Source organism: Parasphingorhabdus sp., from assembly GCF_039982415.1.
Classification (GTDB): domain Bacteria; phylum Pseudomonadota; class Alphaproteobacteria; order Sphingomonadales; family Sphingomonadaceae; genus Parasphingorhabdus.
This window is the reverse complement of sequence record NZ_JBDWYL010000004.1, coordinates 95112-115951: the sequence shown is the minus strand read 5'-3', so window position 1 is coordinate 115951 and position 20840 is coordinate 95112. Positions and strand designations below refer to the sequence as shown.

The 20840-nt window shown below is 52.1% G+C and carries 22 protein-coding genes and 2 tRNA genes; 10 read left to right on the top strand and 14 right to left on the bottom strand.

From position 1 onward, the window contains the following. Positions 1-69: 69 nt before the first annotated feature. Positions 70-144: transfer RNA gene (locus ABJU74_RS04620), tRNA-Gln, on the bottom strand. A gap of 106 nt (positions 145-250) precedes the next feature. After that, a complete protein-coding gene (locus tag ABJU74_RS04615) occupies positions 251-1348 on the bottom strand; it encodes a branched-chain amino acid aminotransferase (RefSeq protein ID WP_348385104.1) in 1098 nt (365 codons plus the stop codon). Positions 1349-1439: 91 nt separating this feature from the next. Here ABJU74_RS04615 and ABJU74_RS04610 point away from each other — a divergent pair, with 91 nt between their 5' ends. Continuing rightward, positions 1440-1952 carry a MarR family transcriptional regulator gene (locus ABJU74_RS04610; RefSeq protein WP_348385103.1) on the top strand — a complete coding sequence of 171 codons (513 nt, stop codon included), beginning with the start codon at positions 1440-1442 and terminating at the stop codon, positions 1950-1952. A gap of 3 nt (positions 1953-1955) precedes the next feature. Here the strand turns inward: ABJU74_RS04610 and ABJU74_RS04605 are convergent, their stop codons facing one another. The 4 genes from ABJU74_RS04605 to ABJU74_RS04590 form a co-directional block, all read right to left on the bottom strand. Continuing rightward, positions 1956-2780, bottom strand: coding sequence for a pyrroline-5-carboxylate reductase (locus ABJU74_RS04605; protein ID WP_348385101.1), 825 nt, complete (start codon positions 2778-2780; stop codon positions 1956-1958). A 46-nt stretch (positions 2781-2826) separates the two neighbouring features. Beyond that, positions 2827-3333 carry a YbjN domain-containing protein gene (locus tag ABJU74_RS04600; RefSeq protein WP_348385100.1) on the bottom strand — a complete coding sequence of 169 codons (507 nt, stop codon included), beginning with the start codon at positions 3331-3333 and terminating at the stop codon, positions 2827-2829. Between the two features lie 177 nt (positions 3334-3510). Further along, positions 3511-3861 carry an accessory factor UbiK family protein gene (locus ABJU74_RS04595; protein ID WP_348385099.1) on the bottom strand — a complete coding sequence of 117 codons (351 nt, stop codon included), beginning with the start codon at positions 3859-3861 and terminating at the stop codon, positions 3511-3513. Positions 3862-3904: 43 nt separating this feature from the next. Beyond that, positions 3905-4453, bottom strand: coding sequence for a TspO/MBR family protein (locus ABJU74_RS04590; RefSeq protein ID WP_348385098.1), 549 nt, complete (start codon positions 4451-4453; stop codon positions 3905-3907). 295 nt (positions 4454-4748) lie between these two features. On the opposite strand from ABJU74_RS04590, the gene ABJU74_RS04585 reads away from it, so the two are divergent. Further along, the gene (locus tag ABJU74_RS04585; RefSeq protein ID WP_348385096.1) at positions 4749-6578 is read left to right on the top strand and encodes an ABC transporter transmembrane domain-containing protein; all 1830 of its coding nucleotides are present in this window, start codon (positions 4749-4751) and stop codon (positions 6576-6578) included. Positions 6579-6905: 327 nt separating this feature from the next. Here the strand turns inward: ABJU74_RS04585 and ABJU74_RS04580 are convergent, their stop codons facing one another. The 4 genes from ABJU74_RS04580 to ABJU74_RS04565 all read right to left on the bottom strand — a co-directional run bounded on the left by ABJU74_RS04580 (position 6906) and on the right by ABJU74_RS04565 (position 9567). Next, positions 6906-7358, bottom strand: coding sequence for a biopolymer transporter ExbD (locus ABJU74_RS04580; protein WP_348385095.1), 453 nt, complete (start codon positions 7356-7358; stop codon positions 6906-6908). Between the two features lie 42 nt (positions 7359-7400). Then, complete coding sequence (locus ABJU74_RS04575) at positions 7401-7922, bottom strand: biopolymer transporter ExbD (protein ID WP_348385093.1); 522 nt, start codon at positions 7920-7922, stop codon at positions 7401-7403. A 126-nt stretch (positions 7923-8048) separates the two neighbouring features. Then, positions 8049-8819, bottom strand: coding sequence for a MotA/TolQ/ExbB proton channel family protein (locus tag ABJU74_RS04570; RefSeq protein WP_348385092.1), 771 nt, complete (start codon positions 8817-8819; stop codon positions 8049-8051). A 79-nt stretch (positions 8820-8898) separates the two neighbouring features. Continuing rightward, positions 8899-9567 carry an energy transducer TonB gene (locus tag ABJU74_RS04565; RefSeq protein ID WP_348385090.1) on the bottom strand — a complete coding sequence of 223 codons (669 nt, stop codon included), beginning with the start codon at positions 9565-9567 and terminating at the stop codon, positions 8899-8901. Positions 9568-9831: 264 nt separating this feature from the next. On the opposite strand from ABJU74_RS04565, the gene ABJU74_RS04560 reads away from it, so the two are divergent. Next, positions 9832-10683, top strand: a complete 852-nt coding sequence (locus ABJU74_RS04560) for a hypothetical protein (RefSeq protein ID WP_348385089.1) — start codon at positions 9832-9834, stop codon at positions 10681-10683. Between the two features lie 180 nt (positions 10684-10863). Then, positions 10864-12162: a homoserine dehydrogenase gene (locus tag ABJU74_RS04555; protein WP_348385088.1), complete on the top strand. Its 1299-nt coding sequence runs from the start codon at positions 10864-10866 to the stop codon at positions 12160-12162. Positions 12163-12183: 21 nt separating this feature from the next. On the opposite strand, the gene ABJU74_RS04550 is transcribed toward ABJU74_RS04555, so the two are convergent. Then, positions 12184-12672, bottom strand: coding sequence for a hypothetical protein (locus ABJU74_RS04550; RefSeq protein WP_348385086.1), 489 nt, complete (start codon positions 12670-12672; stop codon positions 12184-12186). A 57-nt stretch (positions 12673-12729) separates the two neighbouring features. Between ABJU74_RS04550 and glpX the strand changes: the two genes are divergently transcribed. From glpX to ABJU74_RS04535, 3 genes are read left to right on the top strand one after another with little or no spacing between them, the layout of a single operon-like run. Continuing rightward, positions 12730-13701, top strand: a complete 972-nt coding sequence (glpX, locus tag ABJU74_RS04545; RefSeq protein ID WP_348385084.1) for a class II fructose-bisphosphatase — start codon at positions 12730-12732, stop codon at positions 13699-13701. A gap of 3 nt (positions 13702-13704) precedes the next feature. Continuing rightward, positions 13705-14949, top strand: coding sequence for an alpha/beta hydrolase (locus tag ABJU74_RS04540; RefSeq protein ID WP_348385083.1), 1245 nt, complete (start codon positions 13705-13707; stop codon positions 14947-14949). Then, entirely contained in the window at positions 14949-15548 is a 600-nt protein-coding gene (locus ABJU74_RS04535; RefSeq protein ID WP_348385082.1) for a uracil-DNA glycosylase family protein, read from the top strand. Before ABJU74_RS04540 ends, ABJU74_RS04535 begins: the two co-directional genes overlap by 1 nt. On the opposite strand, the gene ABJU74_RS04530 is transcribed toward ABJU74_RS04535, so the two are convergent. Continuing rightward, on the bottom strand, positions 15532-16023 hold the full coding sequence (locus ABJU74_RS04530; RefSeq protein ID WP_348385080.1) for an NAD(P)H-dependent oxidoreductase: 492 nt from the start codon (positions 16021-16023) through the stop codon (positions 15532-15534). The genes ABJU74_RS04535 and ABJU74_RS04530 overlap by 17 nt on opposite strands. A 65-nt stretch (positions 16024-16088) precedes the next feature. Here ABJU74_RS04530 and recJ point away from each other — a divergent pair, with 65 nt between their 5' ends. Beyond that, positions 16089-17855, top strand: a complete 1767-nt coding sequence (gene recJ, locus ABJU74_RS04525) for a single-stranded-DNA-specific exonuclease RecJ (RefSeq protein WP_348385079.1) — start codon at positions 16089-16091, stop codon at positions 17853-17855. 133 nt (positions 17856-17988) lie between these two features. Then, positions 17989-18063 (top strand) — tRNA-Glu (locus ABJU74_RS04520). 84 nt (positions 18064-18147) lie between these two features. On the opposite strand, the gene ABJU74_RS04515 is transcribed toward ABJU74_RS04520, so the two are convergent. Continuing rightward, on the bottom strand, positions 18148-19077 hold the full coding sequence (locus tag ABJU74_RS04515; protein ID WP_348385078.1) for an acyl-CoA thioesterase II: 930 nt from the start codon (positions 19075-19077) through the stop codon (positions 18148-18150). Continuing rightward, positions 19074-19742 carry a helix-turn-helix domain-containing protein gene (locus tag ABJU74_RS04510; RefSeq protein WP_348385077.1) on the bottom strand — a complete coding sequence of 223 codons (669 nt, stop codon included), beginning with the start codon at positions 19740-19742 and terminating at the stop codon, positions 19074-19076. Before ABJU74_RS04510 ends, ABJU74_RS04515 begins: the two co-directional genes overlap by 4 nt. 43 nt (positions 19743-19785) lie before the next feature. Here ABJU74_RS04510 and ABJU74_RS04505 point away from each other — a divergent pair, with 43 nt between their 5' ends. Then, complete coding sequence (locus ABJU74_RS04505) at positions 19786-20838, top strand: phosphotransferase family protein (protein ID WP_348385076.1); 1053 nt, start codon at positions 19786-19788, stop codon at positions 20836-20838. Positions 20839-20840 lie beyond the last annotated feature (2 nt).

Here is a 20840-nt window from a genome sequence, read left to right as displayed (position 1 = left end):
GAAACCGCCCGCTGCGCCACGAGACACTACCTGCGGATATTCGATTTCGATTCGTTTTTTGATAAAATTTGGTTGGGGTGGCAGGATTCGAACCTGCGCATGGCGGCATCAAAAGCCGCTGCCTTACCACTTGGCGACACCCCAATATAGGCTGCTTCGATCATCAGCGAAGGGGCCTAATATCCAACTTACCCCCATGGGGCAAGAGCCAGTTACAGCTATTTTGCAAACAATGTTCGAGATTGGCTTTTTAGAATAGCCGCTTCACCCACCCATGCTGATCTTCAACAAGGCCGCGCTGGATATCAACGAGCCGCATCCGAAGCTTTTCGGTCAATTGTCCAGGCCCACCAGTGCCAATGGTAAACGCGCCTTGTTGGGATCGAACGGTACCAACAGCCGTGACCACAGCCGCGGTTCCACAGGCAAATGTTTCCCGCAACTTGCCGCTCGCTGCATCGGCGCGCCACTGATCAATCGCATAAGCTTCTTCGCTCACGACCAAACCTTCTTCGCGCGCCAATATCATGATGGATTCGCGTGTTATCCCGGGCAATATCGTGCCATTGAGCGGTGGTGTGATCAGCCGCCCATCGTCCATCACAAAGAACAAGTTCATGCCGCCCAATTCTTCAACCCAGCGTTGTTCTGCCGCATCGAGAAACACCACTTGATCGCAATCTTGCGCAATGGCTTCGGCCTGTGCCACCAAGCTAGCTGCATAGTTTCCACCGCATTTCGCAGCGCCTGTGCCGCCGGGAGCCGCTCGACTATAATCTTCCGATACCCAGATCGAAATCGCCGAAACCCCTTGTTTGAAATAGGCGCCTGCCGGTGAAGCAATGACCATATAGAGATATTCTTTGGCCGGCCGAACACCCAAAAATACTTCGCTGGCAAACATGAAGGGACGCAAATAAAGCGACCCACCTTCAGCAGACGGAAACCAGTCACGGTCAATATCAACCAGCGTTTCCACTGATTTCAGAAAAATATCTTCGGGTAGCTCGGGCATCGCCATTCGGCGAGCAGACGCTTGGAACCGGCGCGCATTTTCTTCGGGCCGGAACAAAGCCGTCGCGCCATCTGCCAGACGATAAGCTTTCATTCCTTCAAAAATCTCCTGCGCGTAGTGCAAAACACTCGACGCCGGATCCATGGCGATGGGAGCACGCGCTTCGACAGTGGCATTATGCCACCCCAAATCTTCGCGATATCTTATAACCGCCATATGGTCGGTAAACAGATTGCCAAATCCAGGATCATCTAACAATTTCATCCGGTCCGATGCAGGAACCGGATCCTGATTCCGTTGAACAATAATTTCGAGACTATCGTCTTGCGCCATATTTCGTCACTTTCATCGGACTGACGGGAGGATAAAAAGCTTAACCAGATTGTCTTGCAATCACCTAAACAGCATGTCAAGATACGTCAACATGGCTGACATATCTCGCCCTTCCGCTTCCCCAGGAGCTTCTCCGCTTTTTCTCCGCGAAGACGAGATTCGGCGCGGCGTGGAATTGCTCTATTTTGGCTATACCCGGCTCACCAATGCGATAGATCAAGTGCTCGCCAAGCAAGGCCTGGGCCGAGCCCATCACCGCGCGCTCTATTTTATCGCCCGACAACCCGACTTGACGGTGGGAGAATTGCTGCGTTTGTTGGCCATCACGAAACAATCTCTTGGCCGTGTGCTCAAGGAATTGCATGATCGCGATCTCGTCTTGACCAAAACCGGCCCCTTGGACCGTCGACAGAAATTGCTGCGTCTAACCGACAAAGGCGCCGCGCTAGAAGCGGATCTCTTCGCTCAATTGAGAGAACGGCTATCGGCCGCTTATGTCACGGCAGGTCAGGAATCTGTGACCGGCTTTTGGCATGTATTGGAAGGTCTGGTGCCTGAACATGATCGCCAAATGGTTTTTGATCTGAGGAAAGATCAAAGCTGAGCATCAAGGCGCGGATGCTGTCTTGGCTTCTTCTGCCATTTCCCGATTGCGTTCCATCGCAGCCCGCAAAACATCTTGAAGCAATCGATTCACCCGATCATCGGCATCCAGCACATCAAGGCCTTTACGAGTGACCCCATTGGGGCTTGCCACTTGATTTGCCAAGGCGCCCGGATCGACATCTGAAATCGCTGCCAAGGTGGCGGCACCGTCGACCATGGTGAGCGCCAACCGCGCGGCCTGCTCTTGATCCATACCCAATTGATTGGCCGAAACCGCCAGCGCATCAATGAAGCGGAATAAAAAAGCGGGTCCCGATCCCGACAAAGCGGTGGCAATGTGCATCAGATCTTCGTTCGCCAACCATTCCGGCGGTCCCAAGGGGGCGAACAGTTCATTCATCTGATCTTTCACTGCTGCTTCTCCAGACTCGCTAATCAGCAGCATCGGTGATTTTGCCACCGTCACCGCCATATTTGGCATGAGCCGGATAATTTCTCCCGCTTGCGGAAAGGCTTGCCGCAACATGTCAATTTCAGTACCTGCCAGGATTGATACAATTTGACTGTCGGCCGCTATGCGAGGCGCCAATTGCTCGGCAACGATATCGAGTTGATAGGGCTTCATCGCCAGAATGACCAGATCGGGAGGAGGGCTGTCGGGATAATCGGAGCGCGATTGCAAGCCGCCGGGTAATGCAGACGCACTCGGTTTGATTACAGTGACTTTTGTAAGATCCAGCCCTTTGTCGATCCATGCCTGCAATATAGCACCGCCCATATTGCCGCAGCCGATAAACCAAATGCTGCCATAGCTTTGTCCGATCATGCTTTTTCCTTCCCGGTTAAGCGCTCCCGCCAGCCCCGATATGCGTTCAGGCTTCGCCCTGCGTATCGATCATCGCATGCTCAATGGCATCTTTCGGGCTCTTGTCGCTCCACAATATAAACTGAAATACCGGGTAAAAACGTTCCCACTCGTCAATCGCCATATCCACAATGGCTTGCGCTTGATCAAGCCCGAGCAAACCGCTGCCGCCCAGCATGATTGCGTGACGGAATAACAAAATATTATCACTCGACCAAAAGTCAAAATGGCCCAGCCAAAGCTGCTCGTTAATCAGGCCCAGTGTTTCATAAATGGCGATTCTTTTGTCATCTGGAACGCGCAATTCGGGCAGCAATAATAGTTGCAAGACATGGTCTTCATTCCGCCAGATGGCCCGCAATTGGTAGCTGGTCCAATTGCCCTTAATCTCGACCGAGATTTCCTCTTCGCTGACATGATGCACTGACCAGCCGCGCGCTTCAAAAAAGGCGACCAGCATATCAACGGGTGGCGCCTCTTCTTGATCGAGCTCTGACCAAATATCGTCAAGCATTACGGTTCCACATCATTGCGTTCTTGCCCCTGCACTATTTGCCTTAGTGGCCCAGCCCATCATGCAGGGCAAGCAAGGGAGAAGCCTTGACCGATATTGTTTGTGGGCAGACTGTGGATAATCAGCCGAGATATTCCGAGCGACAATCGCTAGTGAAACAGTCGTTCCTATCCGTGACTAACCGTCAGATTTGGGCGGCGTAGCTTTCTTCGCGGCTGGCTTACGCGCCGCGGGCTTGCGTGTCGCAGGCTTTCTAGCCGCGGTTTTACGCGCTGCTGGTTTGGTTGCTGCGGACTTCTCCAGAATATCAAGGCGCTTTTTGAGCGCATCTGCCTCTGCGCGGGCATTGGAGGCCATTTCCTTGACCGCTTCAAACTCTTCACGTGATACAAAGTCCATACCGCCAAACCATTCTTTGGCCCGTTCACGCGCACCGGCTTCGGCTTCCCTTCCAACGCCGGCTACAGTTCCTGCGAGCCCGTTCAATACTTTGGAAAGGTCATCGAAAAATCTGTTCTGGCTTTGCATTTTGAAATACTCCTTAAGGGGACGGTTTCGGGATATAGAGGGTTTAAATTTGGGTACTCGCTGCGGGTACGACAAGGGTTTCTGCATTGGGGTTAAGATCGACAATCTGCTTGTTCAAAATCGCGGCGAAGCACAGCCATGCCAAATAAGGCACCATCATCCAGGCGGCCGCCTTTCGAATCCGCCCGAACACCAATGTGGTCAAAAATGCTGTACCAAATATCGTAATCAACAACCAGAAGGCAGCGGTAATTTGGTGCATGCCGAAAAATAGCGGAGACCAAAAAAGATTGAGCGCGAATTGTACCAAGAATAGGATGATCGCCAGACCGCGAAGCGGCGCACCGCGGGCATGCAAAATCATCGAGAAGGCAATGCCCATCATAATATATAAAATGGTCCAAGCGACCCCAAACATCCATCCTGGCGGCTGTGCATCCGGTTTGGTCAGCGCCTGAAACCAGCGGTTTTCTTCGCCAGAACCTGCTACTTGTCCCGACAAAAAGCCCAATAAAACAATTAAGGGCACAACGAACAAAGCCCAGCGCAAAAGCGACATCCGCAATTGGCCTTTGGATGCTATCTGGTTCACGGTTGCATTCCTTTACCCCACAGGCTCTTCCTTGCTTGCACAAGTCAGAGCGAATCATCAGCGGAAGTCCGCTATATCTGTAGGTTTATTAGGCAATATTGCACAGCTTTGCCAGCATGTTGGGTCGAGCAGAATTTCTTGCCTGATTTGCTGTGTTTCGCACGCTCAACGCTTGGCATCGCGCAAATAAACCCTATCTTATATAAAACCGGTCTGATCACAGAATATTTTTCTGCGGACATGCGACCGGCAACAGGATTGTGGCTCATAGATCGGGCTGCTAGGGGCTTTGGGTATGAGTGATACGACAAATGACAATGCTCCTGTTGCCGAGCCGTCAGAGCCTGAAAAACCATCTGCTAAGAAAATTGGCAATCTCCGCATGGTCTGGGAACGCGCCATTTGTTACCCCAAGCAAATTTTATTTGCGGCGATCGCCTTGTTCGTTGCGGCTATGGCAACATTGGCTATTCCCTGGGGATTTAAATCGATCGTTGATGACGGTTTTGCAGCAGGCGGTAACGACATAGCGCCGTATTTTCACACGCTTTTGGTGATTGTTGGCATATTATCAGTCGCCACAGCTTTTCGATTCTATTTTGTCAGTTGGCTGGGAGAGCGGGTTGTTGCCGATATCCGGCTCGCCGTACAGCGCAATTTGTTGCGGCTCGCCCCAGCCTTTTTTGAAGAAAACCGCCCGTCCGAAATTGCCTCACGTATGACTTCGGACACCGCGATAATCGAGCAAGTGGTTGGCACTACCGTGTCGGTTGCTTTGCGCAATATCATAATCGGCGTTGGCGGCATTATTTATTTGTTCACATTGGCGCCCAAATTGACCGCTGGGCTGCTCTTAGGCATTCCCATCGTTATCTTGCCAATCGTCTTTATCGGACGAAAATTGAGCAATGTCTCGCGTTTTAGTCAGGACCGGGTTGCGGATGTAGGCGCGATGGTTTCCGAGACTTTGGGCGCAATGAAAATTGTCCAAGCCTTTGGTCAAGAAAACCGAGAGCATGACCGCTTTGGCGGCGCTGTTCAAACCACCTTTGATACGGCGAAAAGACGCATCCGGCTGCGCGCCGCGCTGACTGCCGTTATTATTGCCTTGGTCTTTACCGGCATCACCTTGCTCATGTGGCGCGGTGCCCTGGGCGTTGCGGATGGCACGATCACGGAAGGGACCATCGCGGCCTTTGTATTGACCGGTGGATTGGTTGCAGGATCGTTCGGAGCCTTAACCGAAGTTTATGGCGACCTATTGCGCGCTGGCGGCGCCGCCGGGCGTCTCGCCGAATTGCTTTCAGAAAAACCGGGCATCGCCGCGCCGGAGTCACCCATTGCCTTACCGGAACCGCCACGCGGTCAGATTTCGTTCGACAATGTGACCTTTGCTTATCCCACACGGCTTGAAACGGAAGCCCTAAAGAATTTTTCACTGAAGGTGACTCCCGGCGAAACGGTTGCAGTTGTTGGACCTTCTGGTGCAGGAAAATCCACATTATTTCAGCTCGCTCAACGCTTTTATGATCCCCAAGGCGGCAGCGTGCGCATAGACGGCGTCGCCCTGCCCTCTGCCGATCCTGCAGATATTCGGCAACGAATGGCTCTGGTTCCACAGGATACAGTATTATTTGCAGCATCGGCTCGCGACAATTTGAGATACGGTAAATGGGACGCCACGGATGAAGAAATCTGGGAGGCTGCACGGGCTGCCAATGCCGAAAAATTCCTCCTGGAACTGCCCGATGGCCTCGACAGTTTCATGGGTGAAGCGGGTACCCGCTTGTCCGGCGGACAGCGGCAACGGGTGGCCATAGCGCGCGCCTTGTTGCGTGAAACGCCAATATTATTGCTCGACGAAGCCACATCAGCCTTGGATGCAGAAAGCGAAAAATTGGTTCAGGATGCACTGGATCGGCTGATGCAAAACCGGACAACAATTGTAATCGCGCACCGCCTCGCCACAATTCGGTCCGCGGATCGCATCATTGTGATGGATGACGGCGAAATTGTAGAACAAGGTGATCATAACAGCTTGATTGCGCAAAATGGTCTTTATGCCAAACTGGCAGAATTGCAGTTTAATGGCGGCGAACAATCCAAAACTGCTTTCGCGCTTTAGCCAATATCTTACCGCTCTGCCATCGCTAGAAAGCCTGTTAAACAATCCCGCCTGCTACATATTGGGGGCAGAGATAGGCCTGGTTATCAGGCCTGGTGGGGTTCAACGGGCCAAAAGGCAGCCGATGGTTCGAAAATTATCGCAGATCTATGTTTTGGGGGGCGATGGACAGCGAATAGCCTTAGGACTAACCCGCTCATTTTATGGCGCCTTGCATCCCCCAAAAAGTCGCATGCGATCCGGCTGCGCCTTTATCGTTCGGACAGACGCAGGCAAAAAAAAGGGCGATGGATTGCACCACCGCCCTTTTCGATAAAGATAGCAAGATTAATTGGGCAAGCGAGCTGCTTTGCCAAAACTGCTATATTGTTCGTTACCAACAAATCCAAATTTGCTGACACCACTATCCTTGATTTCTGCAAGAACCCGATCGACCGTCAAATAGGCGCTGACGGCATCTGGTTGAAATTGCAACTCAGGTTCCGGAACCATTGACTTTGTCTGGGCCAAGTAGGTTTTGACCTGGTTCAGTGAAACCGGTGTATCATTCCACAAAATCTGGTTTGTAGCTGTGATACCAAGACGGTTTTTAATGGGGTCAATCTCTGGTGGTGGAGGTGGATTTGGATCATCAACAGGTAGGTCCAATTTCACCGCGTGGGTCTGTACCGGGATCGTGATGATGAACATGATGAGGAGAACGAGCAAGACGTCGATCAACGGCGTCGTGTTCATTTCCATCATCGGCTTACCATCATCCTTGCCGCCGCTCATTGCCATTAGTGGGTCTCCTTAATACTCTAAACTTGATGCCTGATCAGGCTATTCAATTGCAACCGGTGTTGACAGAAATCCAACCTTGGCAAAACCAGCGCGCTGCATGGCATAAATCGCGCCACCAATGCACCGATATGGCGTGTTAATATCACCGCGGATATGCACTTCAGGCATATCTTCCGGCGTCATATTTTCTACGCCACCAAAGGATTCAATCTGAACTTCCAATTGCGTAACCGCTCTTTGCACTAACTCCGAGGAGTCAATCGGCGTGGTATTCCAGTAGATCCGGCAATTGCCCCCTGGATTAGCGCCAGAAAATTCCGGGTCTCCAGGGTCGCGTCCTGCTGAATCTGTCGTCGTCACAGCAAGCAAAACATTTTCCGGTTTCGTGGTCGTTACTTCAAACGGTAGAACCGGCAGTTCCAGCTCCACTGTCTGGATAACCACTGGGACCGCGATCAAGAAAATGATCAGCAAAACCAGCATGACATCCACCAGCGGGGTCGTGTTAATGTCCGATAGTGGAGTTTCTTCTCCGCTGTCGCCCCCAACATTCATCGCCATAAGATTCTATCCTCTCAAAAAATTACTCTATCGAATTTGCTGGATCAGCCAGCAAGTTCGAAAATGAGGGGTAGCTCAGCCATTTACAGGACGGTCGACGCCCCAAGAAATGGCTGAGCTAACGCCTTATTTCTTCGCAGCTGGCTTCGCTGCAGCAGCCGTTGCTGGTTTCGCAGGTGCGCCACCTTTTGCAGCCGATGGTTTAACAGCGCCATCAGATGAAATGTAACCCAGAACATCATTTGCAAAGTCGCTCAGATCTTCTGCGATACGCTTGTTACGACCTTGCAGCCAGTTATAAGCAAGAACGGCAGGAACAGCCACACCAAGACCAAGTGCGGTCATGATAAGCGCTTCACCAACTGGGCCAGCAACAGCATCAATAGATGCTTGACCAGCAATACCGATTTTGATCAGCGCGCGGTAAATACCAATAACCGTACCGAACAATCCGATAAACGGAGAGGTCGCACCAACCGTTGCCAACCAAGGCAGGCCAGTTGCCAATTTAGAGTTAATCAATCCTTGCGAACGATCCAAAGATCCGTGCAACCAATCATGCGCTTCCACAGGGTCGGTCAAACGGGCGTGATCTTCTTCAGCTTTGATGCCATCATCAACAATCTGACGATAAGCACTATTTTTATCGAGCTTCGCAGCACCTTCTTTCAAGCTATTGGCTTTCCAGAAAGAAGCGCGGGCAGCTTGGCCTTGTTTCATCACTTTATTCTGCTCAAACAATTTTGAGAACAGGATGTAGAAAGAAGACACAGACATGATAGCCAGCATGGCGAGAGTGAACCAAGCGATGACACCACCCTGCTCCATAGCTTCCATGAAACCAAACTGATTTTTTGGCGCCGTTGCTCCAGCAGCCGCTAAAATTTCAATAAACATTATATATTCCCCTCAAGGATGGATTAGACATTAAACTTTTGCAGCGAAACGACCGGAATGCCGCTCCGCTGCGATGATATTATTTTGGTATCTGCCAACGCACTCGGCTGGCCCAAGTACCCGTCATTTTATTGCCTGCGGAATCCAACGCCGGACGGAAGCGCCCACGCCGTTTGATATTCTTACAGGTTGCAGCGTCAAGATCGCTGTGGCCACTCGAACTGGTGATTTGACAGCTCGCTACACGGCCATTCGCGCCCACAGTAACCCTGAATCCGGTTGTGCCTTCGCGTTCCTCACGCAGTGCGCGTGACGGATAATCGTTGGCATTCGCCCAGTTTCCTGGATTTCCACGTGGCTCCGGATTTGCGCGCTGCGGTGGCGGCGGCGGTGGAGGTGGTGGAGGTGGTGGAGGCGCAGCGACCACGGGTGGTGGTGGCGGCGGAGCCGTTTGCTGCTGCGAAATAACCGGCCGCGGCGCAGCAGGTGGCTGCACGATGGGCGGTGGTGTCACGACTGGCGGCGGTTCAATAGGCTGATCCGGCGGCGGTGGTGGCGGCTCTTCAATTTCTTCGGGCGGTTCTTCTTCTTGGATATCGATCATATCGAGCTCTGAGGCCACTTTCTTGACGGCACTATAGGCCAGTCCGGTCACCAGAGCATATCCAAACAGCGCGTGAATCAGCACGACAAGCACAATAGATACAAGCTTGCTCGAACTCATTTGTTGTGGGTCAGCATAAGCCATTCAGAAACGTAACTCCTTTTTCTTCCCTCAGGAATCGAAACCTCGTTAAAGGTTTGTGTTGAGAACTGTTGGAAAGTTAACCACAGCGATCCCTTGATTCCCCATGACAGCTTTTCGTTGGGATGAAAGCCGTCTTAAAAATGTTTTAACGTGGTAGATGGATGCAGGCAATCGCTTTGTTAGTTCAGCATTGATTAAGCTGCAAAAAACTCAGAATGAGACTATTGAACAGACCCTTTCGAGGCGGGAATTAACGGGAAAATCATGCAGAAATTGACACTTATAATCATCGCTATTTTGTGGGCGTTAACAGCGGATTTTACAGCTTTTTCTCAGAGAAATGCCCCAGTAGATCCACTGCAATATGCCGATCTGGCTGACCTCAGTGACGGTGCACCAATTATTGCTCATATTACGGTTAAAGAAGCGATCAAAGTCGATCCTGAACGGGCTCCAAATGCTCCTCCGGGAACCCAAAGATACTATATTGTGGCTACGACCAATGCATTGATTCGCGGTCAAGGTGGGTTACCGGAAACGATTCGCTATATAATCGACTTGCCGCTCAATGAACGCGGACGCGCGCCCAAGATAAAGAAGAAACCGTTTATCATCTTTGCCCGCAATCTTTTGGCCCGGGACGGCAATATTCAATTGGCCGCTCCGGATGCCCAAATTTCCTGGACCCCCGCGCGCGATCAAAGGGTGCGCCGTCTGGTCAGAGAAATTGTCGCACGCGACGCGCCGCCCGCCATCGCGCGGATTGGCAGCGCTTTTCATGTTCCTGGCACCATTATCGGCGAAGGCGAAACGCAGTTATTTTTGGAGACAGATACAAGCGCTCCGGTGTCCATCACAATTTTGAGCCGCGAAAATCAGAAAAAAATATGGGCGGTATCGCTGAGTGAAATCGTCGATGAAGCCGCGCGAGCCCCGGTTCGCAATAGCTTATTATGGTATCGCCTCGCCTGCTTTTTACCGCAAACCTTGCCCGAACAATCACTCACTGGCGATTCGGCGGCTAATGCCAATCAAGCGCGGCGCGATTATGATCTGGTGATTCGGGATTTGGGCAATTGCCCGCGTTCTCGGCCCGCTGCCTATCGCCCCAAATAAACCTATAAAACAGTCCCATAATAGCGCCGCTATCAGTGAATTAAGAGCGCCTCTTTTGGCGACCCCGTCAATTTTCCACGCCCATGACACATACCCACTGGCAAATTGAAACAGCGGCGCTATTAAACGGGATCTCTTAAACGATCACCAGGCGCATTGCCTGTATTCAAGGTTTCCATCATGACACAACCCCTTCGCATTGCTCTGGCCGGCCTCGGAACTGTTGGATCGGGAGTGATTCGCCTCCTCAATGAGAATGGCGCGATGATTGCGCAGCGTGCCGGCCGACCAATTTCGGTTGTCGCGGTTTCCGCCCGCAATCGCAATGCAGACCGCGGCGTTGATATCAGCCCCTATAAATGGGTCGATAATATGGCCGATTTTGGTGCGGATTCAGAAGTCGATTGCGTCGTTGAATTGATTGGCGGCGCCGACGGTCCAGCGTTGGATCTGGCGCGCAACAGCTTGCAGCATCGCAAATCCGTCGTGACAGCGAATAAGGCTATGATTGCGCATCACGGCATGGAGCTCGCCAAGATTGCAGAAAATGAGAATGTAGCGCTAAAATATGAAGCGGCTGTCGCAGGCGGCATTCCGGTGATCAAAGGATTACGGGACGGCGCTTCGGCCAATCGCGTGGAACGCGTCTATGGCATCTTAAATGGAACCTGCAATTATATTCTGGCAACCATGGAAAAACATGGCAGCGCCTTTGATGCGGTTTTAAAAGATGCCCAAGATCTTGGCTATGCAGAAGCGGATCCTAGCTTTGATATTGATGGTGTTGATGCGGCCCATAAATTAGCGATTCTGGCCGCCCTTTCTTTTGGAACGGCAGTCGATTTCGGCAATGTCGAGATTGCCGGCATCCGGCACGTATTGGCCGCTGATATCAGCCAAGCCAAAGCGCTGGGTTATCGGATCCGTTTGCTGGGCATGGCCCGCATTGATGGGGACCGGCTATTCCAACGGGTTAATCCGTATTTGGTGCCGGAATCCCACCCGCTTGCCCATATCGAAGGATCCACAAATGCTGTCGTCGCGGAAGGAAATTTTTCCGGCCGCCTGATGTTCCAAGGTGCGGGCGCTGGTGATGGCCCAACCGCTTCTGCTGTCGTCGCCGATCTCATCGATATCGCGCGCGGTGATTGCGGTACTGTTTTTGCCGTGCCCGCTGATCAAATGGAGAAAAGCGAATGTGCTGAAAGCGGCAACCGCACTGGTAAAAGCTATATTCGTTTCATTGTCGCAGACAAACCCGGTGTGCTCGCCGAAATTACCGCAGCCATGCGCGATGCCAATGTTTCAATTGAGAGTCTCATCCAAACTGAAAAAACCGATGAAGGATTGGTGCTAATATCAATGGTCACGCATCAGAGCCGGGAAAGAGATGTTGTTCAAAGTCTAGAGAAACTGTCGGGATCGAGCAGTTTGCAGGCCGAACCAATGGTCATGCATCTGCTGAGCGACGAAGACTGAAATCCCAAAAACAATCGGTTTTCAGTCCGCTTCAATCGGGCGGACTTGCGCCTGCTTGACATAATCCTCGTCAGGCACGGTCGGTTCAATGACTCGCCATAGCTTACCGGCTGGCCCCCCAACGCCGCCGCCGGTACCGCCGAAGGAAATCGTGACCAGCGGCAAACCTTTGAAGCATTTGCGCTCGCTTGAATCGACATAACATCGCCCGGTATTGATATAGTCTGCATTCGCAGTCGGCAACGGCTCTCGCACTCTCTCGCCTCTGTCCAAAAGTTCGGGAAAGGGCAAACGATGTTGCCGATTGGCGTCAAAGGCTGCGCAAACGACAATTTCATCCGGACGGGAGTTTTTGAGACAACCATCGGCATCAACTGCCACCAGTCGTTTTGCATTTTCCAGCAATTTCTCTGTCCGATCTTCGGTTTCATTTTGTGCCTGCGCCATTTCACCAGTCAAGCTTGACACCACGAACAGGGAGAAGATTACAAGCCTTCTCGACATTGTCATATCGCTCCCCTATCGAGAGTTCAGAAATTACCCCTTCAAGAAGGACTAAACGTTCATATGCCCAAATCAAGTGATATTCTGGAACGCATCCTGGTATTGGAAATGGTCCGTGTAACCGAAGCTGCAGCGGTATCGGCTGCAAAGCTTATCGGGCGCGGGGATGAAAAGGCAGCAGATGCCGCGGCGGTGGAAGCCATGCGCACAGCCTTAAACAATCTCGACATTTGCGGGACGGTCGTCATCGGTGAAGGCGAACGAGACGAAGCCCCGATGCTCTTTATTGGTGAAAAAGTTGGCCATGGCTGTGCCGGCGAGTCACCGGAGATTGATATCGCTTTGGATCCGCTGGAAGGAACCACGATAACCGCCAAGGCAGGCCCCAATGCGCTTGCTGTCCTCGCAATCGCGGAAAAAGGCAATCTGCTGAATGCACCCGATGTCTACATGGACAAATTGGCCGTCGGACCAGGCTATTCAGAGAATATTATCGATCTCGACAAATCTGTCAGCGAAAATGTTGCGGCCGTAGCCAAAGAAAAAGGCGTCGATCCGGCGGAGATTATTGTTTGCGTTTTGGACCGCCCTCGGCATGAAAAAATTATTACGGAACTGCGCGATATCGGCTGCGGGATCATGCTCATCCCCGATGGCGATGTCGCCGGCGTCATTGCCACGACCGATGAAGAAACTACGGTCGATATGTATATGGGTAGCGGCGGTGCACCTGAAGGTGTGCTAGCGGCAGCGGCGCTGCGCTGTGTCGGCGGTCAGTTTAAAGGGCGGCTAACCTTCCGCAACGAAGACGAACGCAATCGTGCGCATAAATGGGGCATTGAAGATCTCGACAAAATCTATGACCTGAAAGAATTGGCCAAAGGCGATGTGATTTTTGCCGCTACAGGTGTCACCGATGGATCTTTGCTCGAAGGTGTCAAAAAACTTCGCAGCGGCATTATGACGACAGAAAGCGTTGTGATGCGGGCTTCGTCCGGCACCGTGCGCTGGGTTAAAAGCGAGCACCGCGCTTAGCCTATGACCGCGGGCGAGCTGATAGAAAAAGCAGATCGGTTCAAACCGTTTATCGTCGGCTTATTCTTACTCGCAACGGCCTGTATTTCACCGGTCGATTACGGGCCTATTCGCCACGCCGACTATATAGCCAATGACCGCTGCGATCCTTCTGCAGAAAATCCGCTAAATGCGGACACATCCGTGTCGCAGAAGCCTTTTTTTGTGGTCACCAGTAGGCTGCCCGACTGCCGCACGGAAGTCATAAAGTTGCTCAACCATCGCGGCGATAAATTGCGCTTCGGCCGATTTGGCGCGCCGCAAGACAATCGCAATGCCAAAGGAAAAAGGGATGGCCGCACCATCCCCTTTTCCTTGTCCAATGAGAGCCAATGGTGGAGCCATTTGTCGAAGACAATGGGCAACCGGGATGGCCGGGTGCTGCTCTATGTGCATGGCTATCGCGAAACCTTTTTCACCAGTTCTCGCGACAGTGCCCAAATCGCGCGGCTTACAGAATTTACCGGACCAGTCATTCAATATAGCTGGCCATCCCAAGGACAGTTGCTGAAATATGCGGTGGATGAAACCAACATGTATTGGGATGAGCGCAATTTCCGTAAATTTCTGACCAAATTGGCGCAGCAATCATGGACCAAAGAAATTATTTTGGTATCCCATTCGCTCGGCGCTCGCCTGATATTACCCGCCGTGGAATTTGTTGATCGTAACAGTTCCAACGCCGATTCGAGCAATATTTCGAACATAATCTTAGCCTCCCCTGATGTTGATCGGCAAGATTTTGAGCGGGATATTGCCGAAGAAATACTCTCGGCAAGACGTGTGAATAATGATCGCAGAATCACTGTATATGCTTCGGCAAAAGACAGCGCCTTGTCCCTTTCAGACGATGTCCATGGCTATCCTCGGCTCGGTCATCCGCGCTGTTTTGATCCTTACAAAGCGGCTGATCTCAAAGCGAAAGGACTGCCCGAGCGTTGCTATGCGGCGAAATCGGAATATGATATTCCGCCCGAAAAAAGCGGTCTGACCATTGTCGACACAACGGCCGTCAGCAAAGGCCGGGTGGGCCATAGCGATTATTTGAAAAGCGCCGCCGCCTGTCAAGATTTCGCTGCGGTCGTCAACGGAATGCGCGGCGCCATAGACGGCCGCAAACCGACCCACCTATCTTATGTTTTCACTTTAGCGCCAGCCGATAATGATGAAGTCGATCATTTGACGATGTGCCAGCGTGATCGCGGCTGATGCCTGCCAATTCTCGCAAGCTGCAAAGTCTGCTCAGTGATATTCGAGCGTGTAAGATTTGCGAAAACTTACCGCTTGGCCCGCAACCGCTTTTGCAAGCCGGTTCTTCGTCGAAAATTTTGATTGCTGGACAGGCTCCGGGCAGCAAGACTCATATTAAAGGGCGCCCTTTTGATGATCTGAGCGGGCGACGTTTGCGCTCTTGGCTCGGTGTAACAGAAGAGCAGTTTTACGACCCTACGCTTTTCGCAATTGTCCCGATGGGCTTTTGCTTTCCTGGAACCGGCAAGGGCGGTGATTTACCGCCACGTCCAGAATGCGCCAATCAATGGCGTAATCGCTTGCTAGACGAGGTCGAAAATATCGAATTGACTTTGATCCTCGGTCAATATGCACTGGATTGGCATCTGGGTGCGCGCAAATCGAAAACGCTGACAAAAACAGTGGAACGGTGGCAGGAATTTTGGCCCCTTGCTCTGCCTTTGCCGCATCCCAGTCCGCGCAATATTCGCTGGTTCAAAGCCAATCCCTGGTTTGAAGACGAGGTGATCCCCCAATTGCAAGATCGGGTTGCATCGCTGATTAAAAAACACCCATAGACAATCCGGCGGCCATGGTCGCGCCAACCTCTGCGCAACGCGCGATATCGGTTTGACCGATCGTTTTGGGTGCTAGAATGGCTTCAAGTGTTTGCGCATGAGTGCAAATGATCGGAGTATCCATAATTTTTTTCAATCGCCATCCCGTTGCGATCCGCTCCACTTGTTTGCGGGCATTGTCGCCATCTGATCCGGCACATATCATCGCCGCATAAGCGCGGCCTTCAAGCGCGCCAAGAACCGGATAATAGCAACGGTCGAAAAAGCTCTTCATTTCCCCAGCAATGGCCGCCAGATTTTCTGGCGTGGCAAAAATAAAACCATCCGCATTGCGCATATCATCAGGCTGGCAATCTGGCGCCTGCAAGCAGCGGGTTTCGACCTTCTCTTCTTCTCGAGCAGCAGCCAACGCCGCATCGACCATTTGCTGCGTCGCACCCGTCGTGCTGTGATATATGATGAGCAAGCGTTTCATAAATCCTGTCGTAACAGGCATCAAAGCAATTGTCAGCGGATCATGGTTCGCGCATAGCAGTCTTCATGAATACCGTCCTCAATGTCACTCAATCGCTTTCCGGTCAGTCTTGGCAATGGCGCAGCACCAGTGCCGATGCCCGCGATCCCAGCTTTCAACCCGATGACTTGGTTACTCAGCTGTTGTTGGCGCGCGGTGCCACACGAGAAACATTGGATATTAACAAGGAACCGACCATTCGCGGTTTCATGCCTGATCCTTCGGTTTTCCAGGATATGGACAAGGCGGCTGAGCGTTTGGCACAAGCTGTGATTGCCGGCGATAAAGTGACGATATTCGGAGATTATGACGTCGATGGCGCTACCAGTGCAGCCCTACTAATCCGTTTACTTCGCGATCTTGGTCTGGAAGCCGGCTATTATATTCCTGACCGGTTGATGGAAGGCTATGGGCCGTCGGGCGAAGCCTTGGTTAAACTCGGGCAACAAGGATCTGATCTTGTCGTCACCGTCGATTGCGGCGCCATGGCATTTGATGCGCTGGATATGGCTAATCAAGCGGGCGTGGAAGTCATTGTCGTGGATCATCATAAATGTGCCGCGGAGCTCCCCAAGGCCAGCGCCTTGGTCAACCCGAACCGGCTCGATGAAAGCAATGCGGGCGCCGAACATGGTCATTTGGCTGCTGTCGGCATGGCCTTTTTATTGGGAGCCGCTTTGGTGCGCAACCTGCGCGAGAAGGGATTTTTCCAAAACCGCACCGAACCCAAATTATTGGAACTGCTGGACATTGTAGCCCTCGGCACGGTCGCCGATGTTGCGCAATTACGTGGTCTGAATCGGGCCTTTGTTGCCCAGGGTTTGAAAATATTGGCTGGCCGGAAAAATATTGGGCTGGCAGCCCTGATCGACGCCAGCCGATTGAAACGGGCCCCGATTTGCTCTGATCTTGGATTTGCATTGGGCCCACGCATTAATGCAGGCGGACGCGTCGGGAAATCGGATTTGGGGGTGCGCTTGCTGACAACCGAAGATCCCGAAGAAGCCCAGCAAATTTCTGCAGAACTGGATCGCTTCAATCAAGAACGCCGAGCGATTGAAGCGCATGTTTTGGAGCAGGCTGAAGAGATGTGCGCATCGCAGGAAAATCAAGCTGTCGCGATATTGTCAGCGCAGGGTTGGCATCCCGGTGTTATCGGTATTGTCGCCGGCCGCATTAAGGAAAAGCTGGGACGGCCGGCCATTATCATCGCCGAAGATGAAGACGGTGTCGGCAAAGGGTCGGGCCGCTCTATTTCCGGCGTTGACTTGGGGGCAGCGATTATTGCGGCCAAAGAAGCAGGATTGCTGATCGCGGGCGGCGGTCATGCCATGGCCGCGGGCATTACCATTCAAGCCTCCAAAATACCTGCATTGGCCGAGTTTCTAAACGAATGGCTCGCCGCGACGGTCACTAAGGCACAAGCTGGCAAAGCGTTGCTGCTGGACGCGGTGCTGTCGCCAAAAGGGGTGAACCCGCATTTTGTAGAGGCTATTGATGGAGCAGGCCCCTATGGCATGGGCTGGCCCGCGCCGCGCATTGCCGCTGGTCCGGTACGCATTATAAAATGCGATATTGTCGGCAAGGATCATGTTCGCATGATTGTCGCTGGAGACGATGGCGGTTCGATAAAAACCATCGCCTTTCGCGCTGCGGAGACCGATTTAGGCCAAGCCTTGCTCAGCGCTCCCAAGAATCGGAAATTATGGATAGCGGGCCGAGCCAAGATAGATGATTGGGGCAGCCGCCCGGCCGCCGAGATTCACGTGGAGGATGCAGCCTGGGCGGATTAATCGGCGACGATTCCAAGCTTGTAAAAAATTTGCCCGCTTCTCATCTGAATCCGCCAATAAAGGGTTGACCAACGCACCGGATATCCCTAATCGCCCAATTCTGCTGATCAGAGATGCTTTTGCGCATCACGATGGCCCCTTCGTCTAGCGGTTAGGACGCGGCCCTTTCACGGCTGAAACACGGGTTCGATTCCCGTAGGGGTCACCACGCTGTCTCTTGAAATTCAATGATTTTCTGGTCTCTTGCAGAGCCGTGTGTGAACGGCAGTCATCAAGCCGATTGTTATTTTTTCTAACTGATCCGCAGCATGCCTTCTTGCACTGCAGAGGCGATCAGCTTTCCGTCACTGGTGAAAAAACTTCCGCGATTATGTCCACGCCCACCGCCCGTCCAGTCGCTATCCATTATATAGCACACCCATTGATCAAGCCGAAAATGATCATGGAACCACATCGCATGATCCAGGCTGGTCGAGAATAAGCCCGGCGTGGTCCAGTTCAATCCATGCGGCAACATGGATGTCGACAACAGTCCCATATCGGATGCAAAGGCCAAAGTCGCGCGGTGAATAAGCGGGTCATCAGGAAGCGGCGCTATGGCTTTGAACCATTGATATTGACGTGTGGACTGCTCATCGCGCTGCGGCCGGGAATGACATATTTCAAACGGGCGCGGCATGGTCATCCGCTTGATCTTACCATCAGGAATCGAAGGATTGCGCGCAACATATTCGAGATACTTTTCGCCGCCCCGACAATCTTCGGGTGGCAAAACCTCAGGCATAGCGACTTGATGATGCAGACCTTCCAGAGGCTTTTGAAAAGATGCTGTGAGATTAAAAATGACTTTTCCATCCTGCCGCACGACGACGCGGCGGTTGGATATGGTTCTTCCGTCAAAATCACGATGCACCTTGAAATGCAGGTCTTTCGGTTCACTACCTGCGCGGAGAAAATAGCTGTGAAGCGAATGTATATGCTTCACATCCTCTACAGTAAGGTTCGCGGCAATCATCGCTTGCGCAATCACTTGGCCGCCAAATATCCGTTCTCGGACCGTTGTTTTCCGGGCGGGGAAGATAAACTCGTCTTCACCGCCAGTTGCGGATAAGTTGAAAGTGGCGAGCAAATCGGAGATCAATTTTTTTGGCGGCACGGAAGTCCGGTTAGCGATGGCCTCAGCCAACCGTCGTTCGATATCCTGTGCACTTAACTTGTTCATTTTTCGACCGGCATTTCGAGCATATGGACCATTGTGAATCCGAAATGTTTAAGGATGGAAGAATCCTTCCAGGTGGGATGATTGCGCGAGACATTTTCAAGCCGCGTTTCCCGCGCCGTGAGAATGCCGCTGAGATATTCTTCCATAAAGATAAATCGCTGGTTCTGCTTCGCTCGACTCATTTTGGGCATAAGCTGGCGCAATTGCTCGAGACAGCGCTGATAGCCGGAATTCCAGCGGCCTTCGAGCGCATCAACAAATAGTTCCCGTTGCGACATGGTGAGCATTCTCAAAAACCGATTAAAACTGTCCGTTTCTCCCGGTGCGGCGAGGTTGATCGACGGATAAAGGAGAATATCCACAATCTGGGCTATGTTGTCTGGACCGCCATTGGCCTCCAGCGCATCGAGTTCGGCATTGCGGCGATCATCAATGATTTTTGCGCCATCAACAACCAGTTCGCGGATCAATCCTTCCTTCGAGCCAAAGTGATAACCGACCGCAGCAGGATTTTTCTGTCCCGCGGCCTTGGCAATATCGCGAACTGTAACCCCATCGATTCCACTGCGCGCGAAGAGACGCTGGGCCTCCCTTTTTAGTCGCGCCACCGAGGGGCTATCGGCTTTTGAGATTAGTCGTTCCATCACCAGCAATATAGGCAGCAAATATTATGCTTGCAATAATTCATTTGATTAATACAATTGAATTATGCCGAATCAAGAAACTGCAGAAAATAACGCCCCGGTCGATCTTGAGGCATTGCGCAGCTGGATGGACGACCAAGGACTGGAATTCGGTCCGTTGGGCAATGTTGAACTGCTCGCCGGTGGCACGCAGAATATACTATTGCGTTTCACACGCGGTGGGCGTGACTTTGTTCTGCGTAGGCCTCCTGAGCATTTACGCAAGAACAGTAACAAAACAATGCAACGCGAAGCGCGTGTCCTTGAAGCAATATCGGGCACTAATGTTCCGCATCCCGGTTTTATCGCTGGCTGTGATGACGACGGCATATTGGGCGCATGCTTTTATTTGATGGAACCCATTGAAGGATTTAATCCGAGCAATGGTTTGCCTGATTTTCATGCCAGTGATCCCGCCATTCGTCGCCGCATGGGGTTTTCCTATATTGAAGGGATCGCGGCATTGGGCGCGCTAGATTATCAGAAAGTGGGTCTTGAAGGCTTTGGTAAGCCCGATGGGTTTTTACAACGTCAGCCATCACGCTGGATGAGTCAGCTAGAAGGCTATGCAGCCGTTGATAGCTGGACGGGTTTCAATGAACTTCCTGATGTGAAACGGATTGTGGATTGGCTCGAACGACATATGCCGGATGATTTTAGTCCCGGCATCATGCATGGCGATTGTCACATGTCCAATACCATGTTCCACAAGGACAGCGCCGAACTTGCGGCTCTTGTTGACTGGGAATTGGCAACGATCGGTGATCCGTTGATCGATCTAGGATGGGTGATCGCAACCTGGCCCGATAAGGATCAACAAACAGTATTTGTCATCCAGCCCTGGGAAGGATTTCCAACACTGGATGAGTTGATTGCCCATTATGGCGAACGCTCGTCGCGCAATATGGATACGATTGCTTGGTATGGTGTTCTTGGGTGTTTCAAGCTTGGGGCGATATTGGAAGGCACCCACGCGCGTGCCAGTGCGGGCAAAGCGCCCAAGGAAACCGGCGATTTCCTGCACGCGATGACCATCGCTTTGTTTAAACAAGCACATCGGCTCGTCGCCGAAAATTAGGA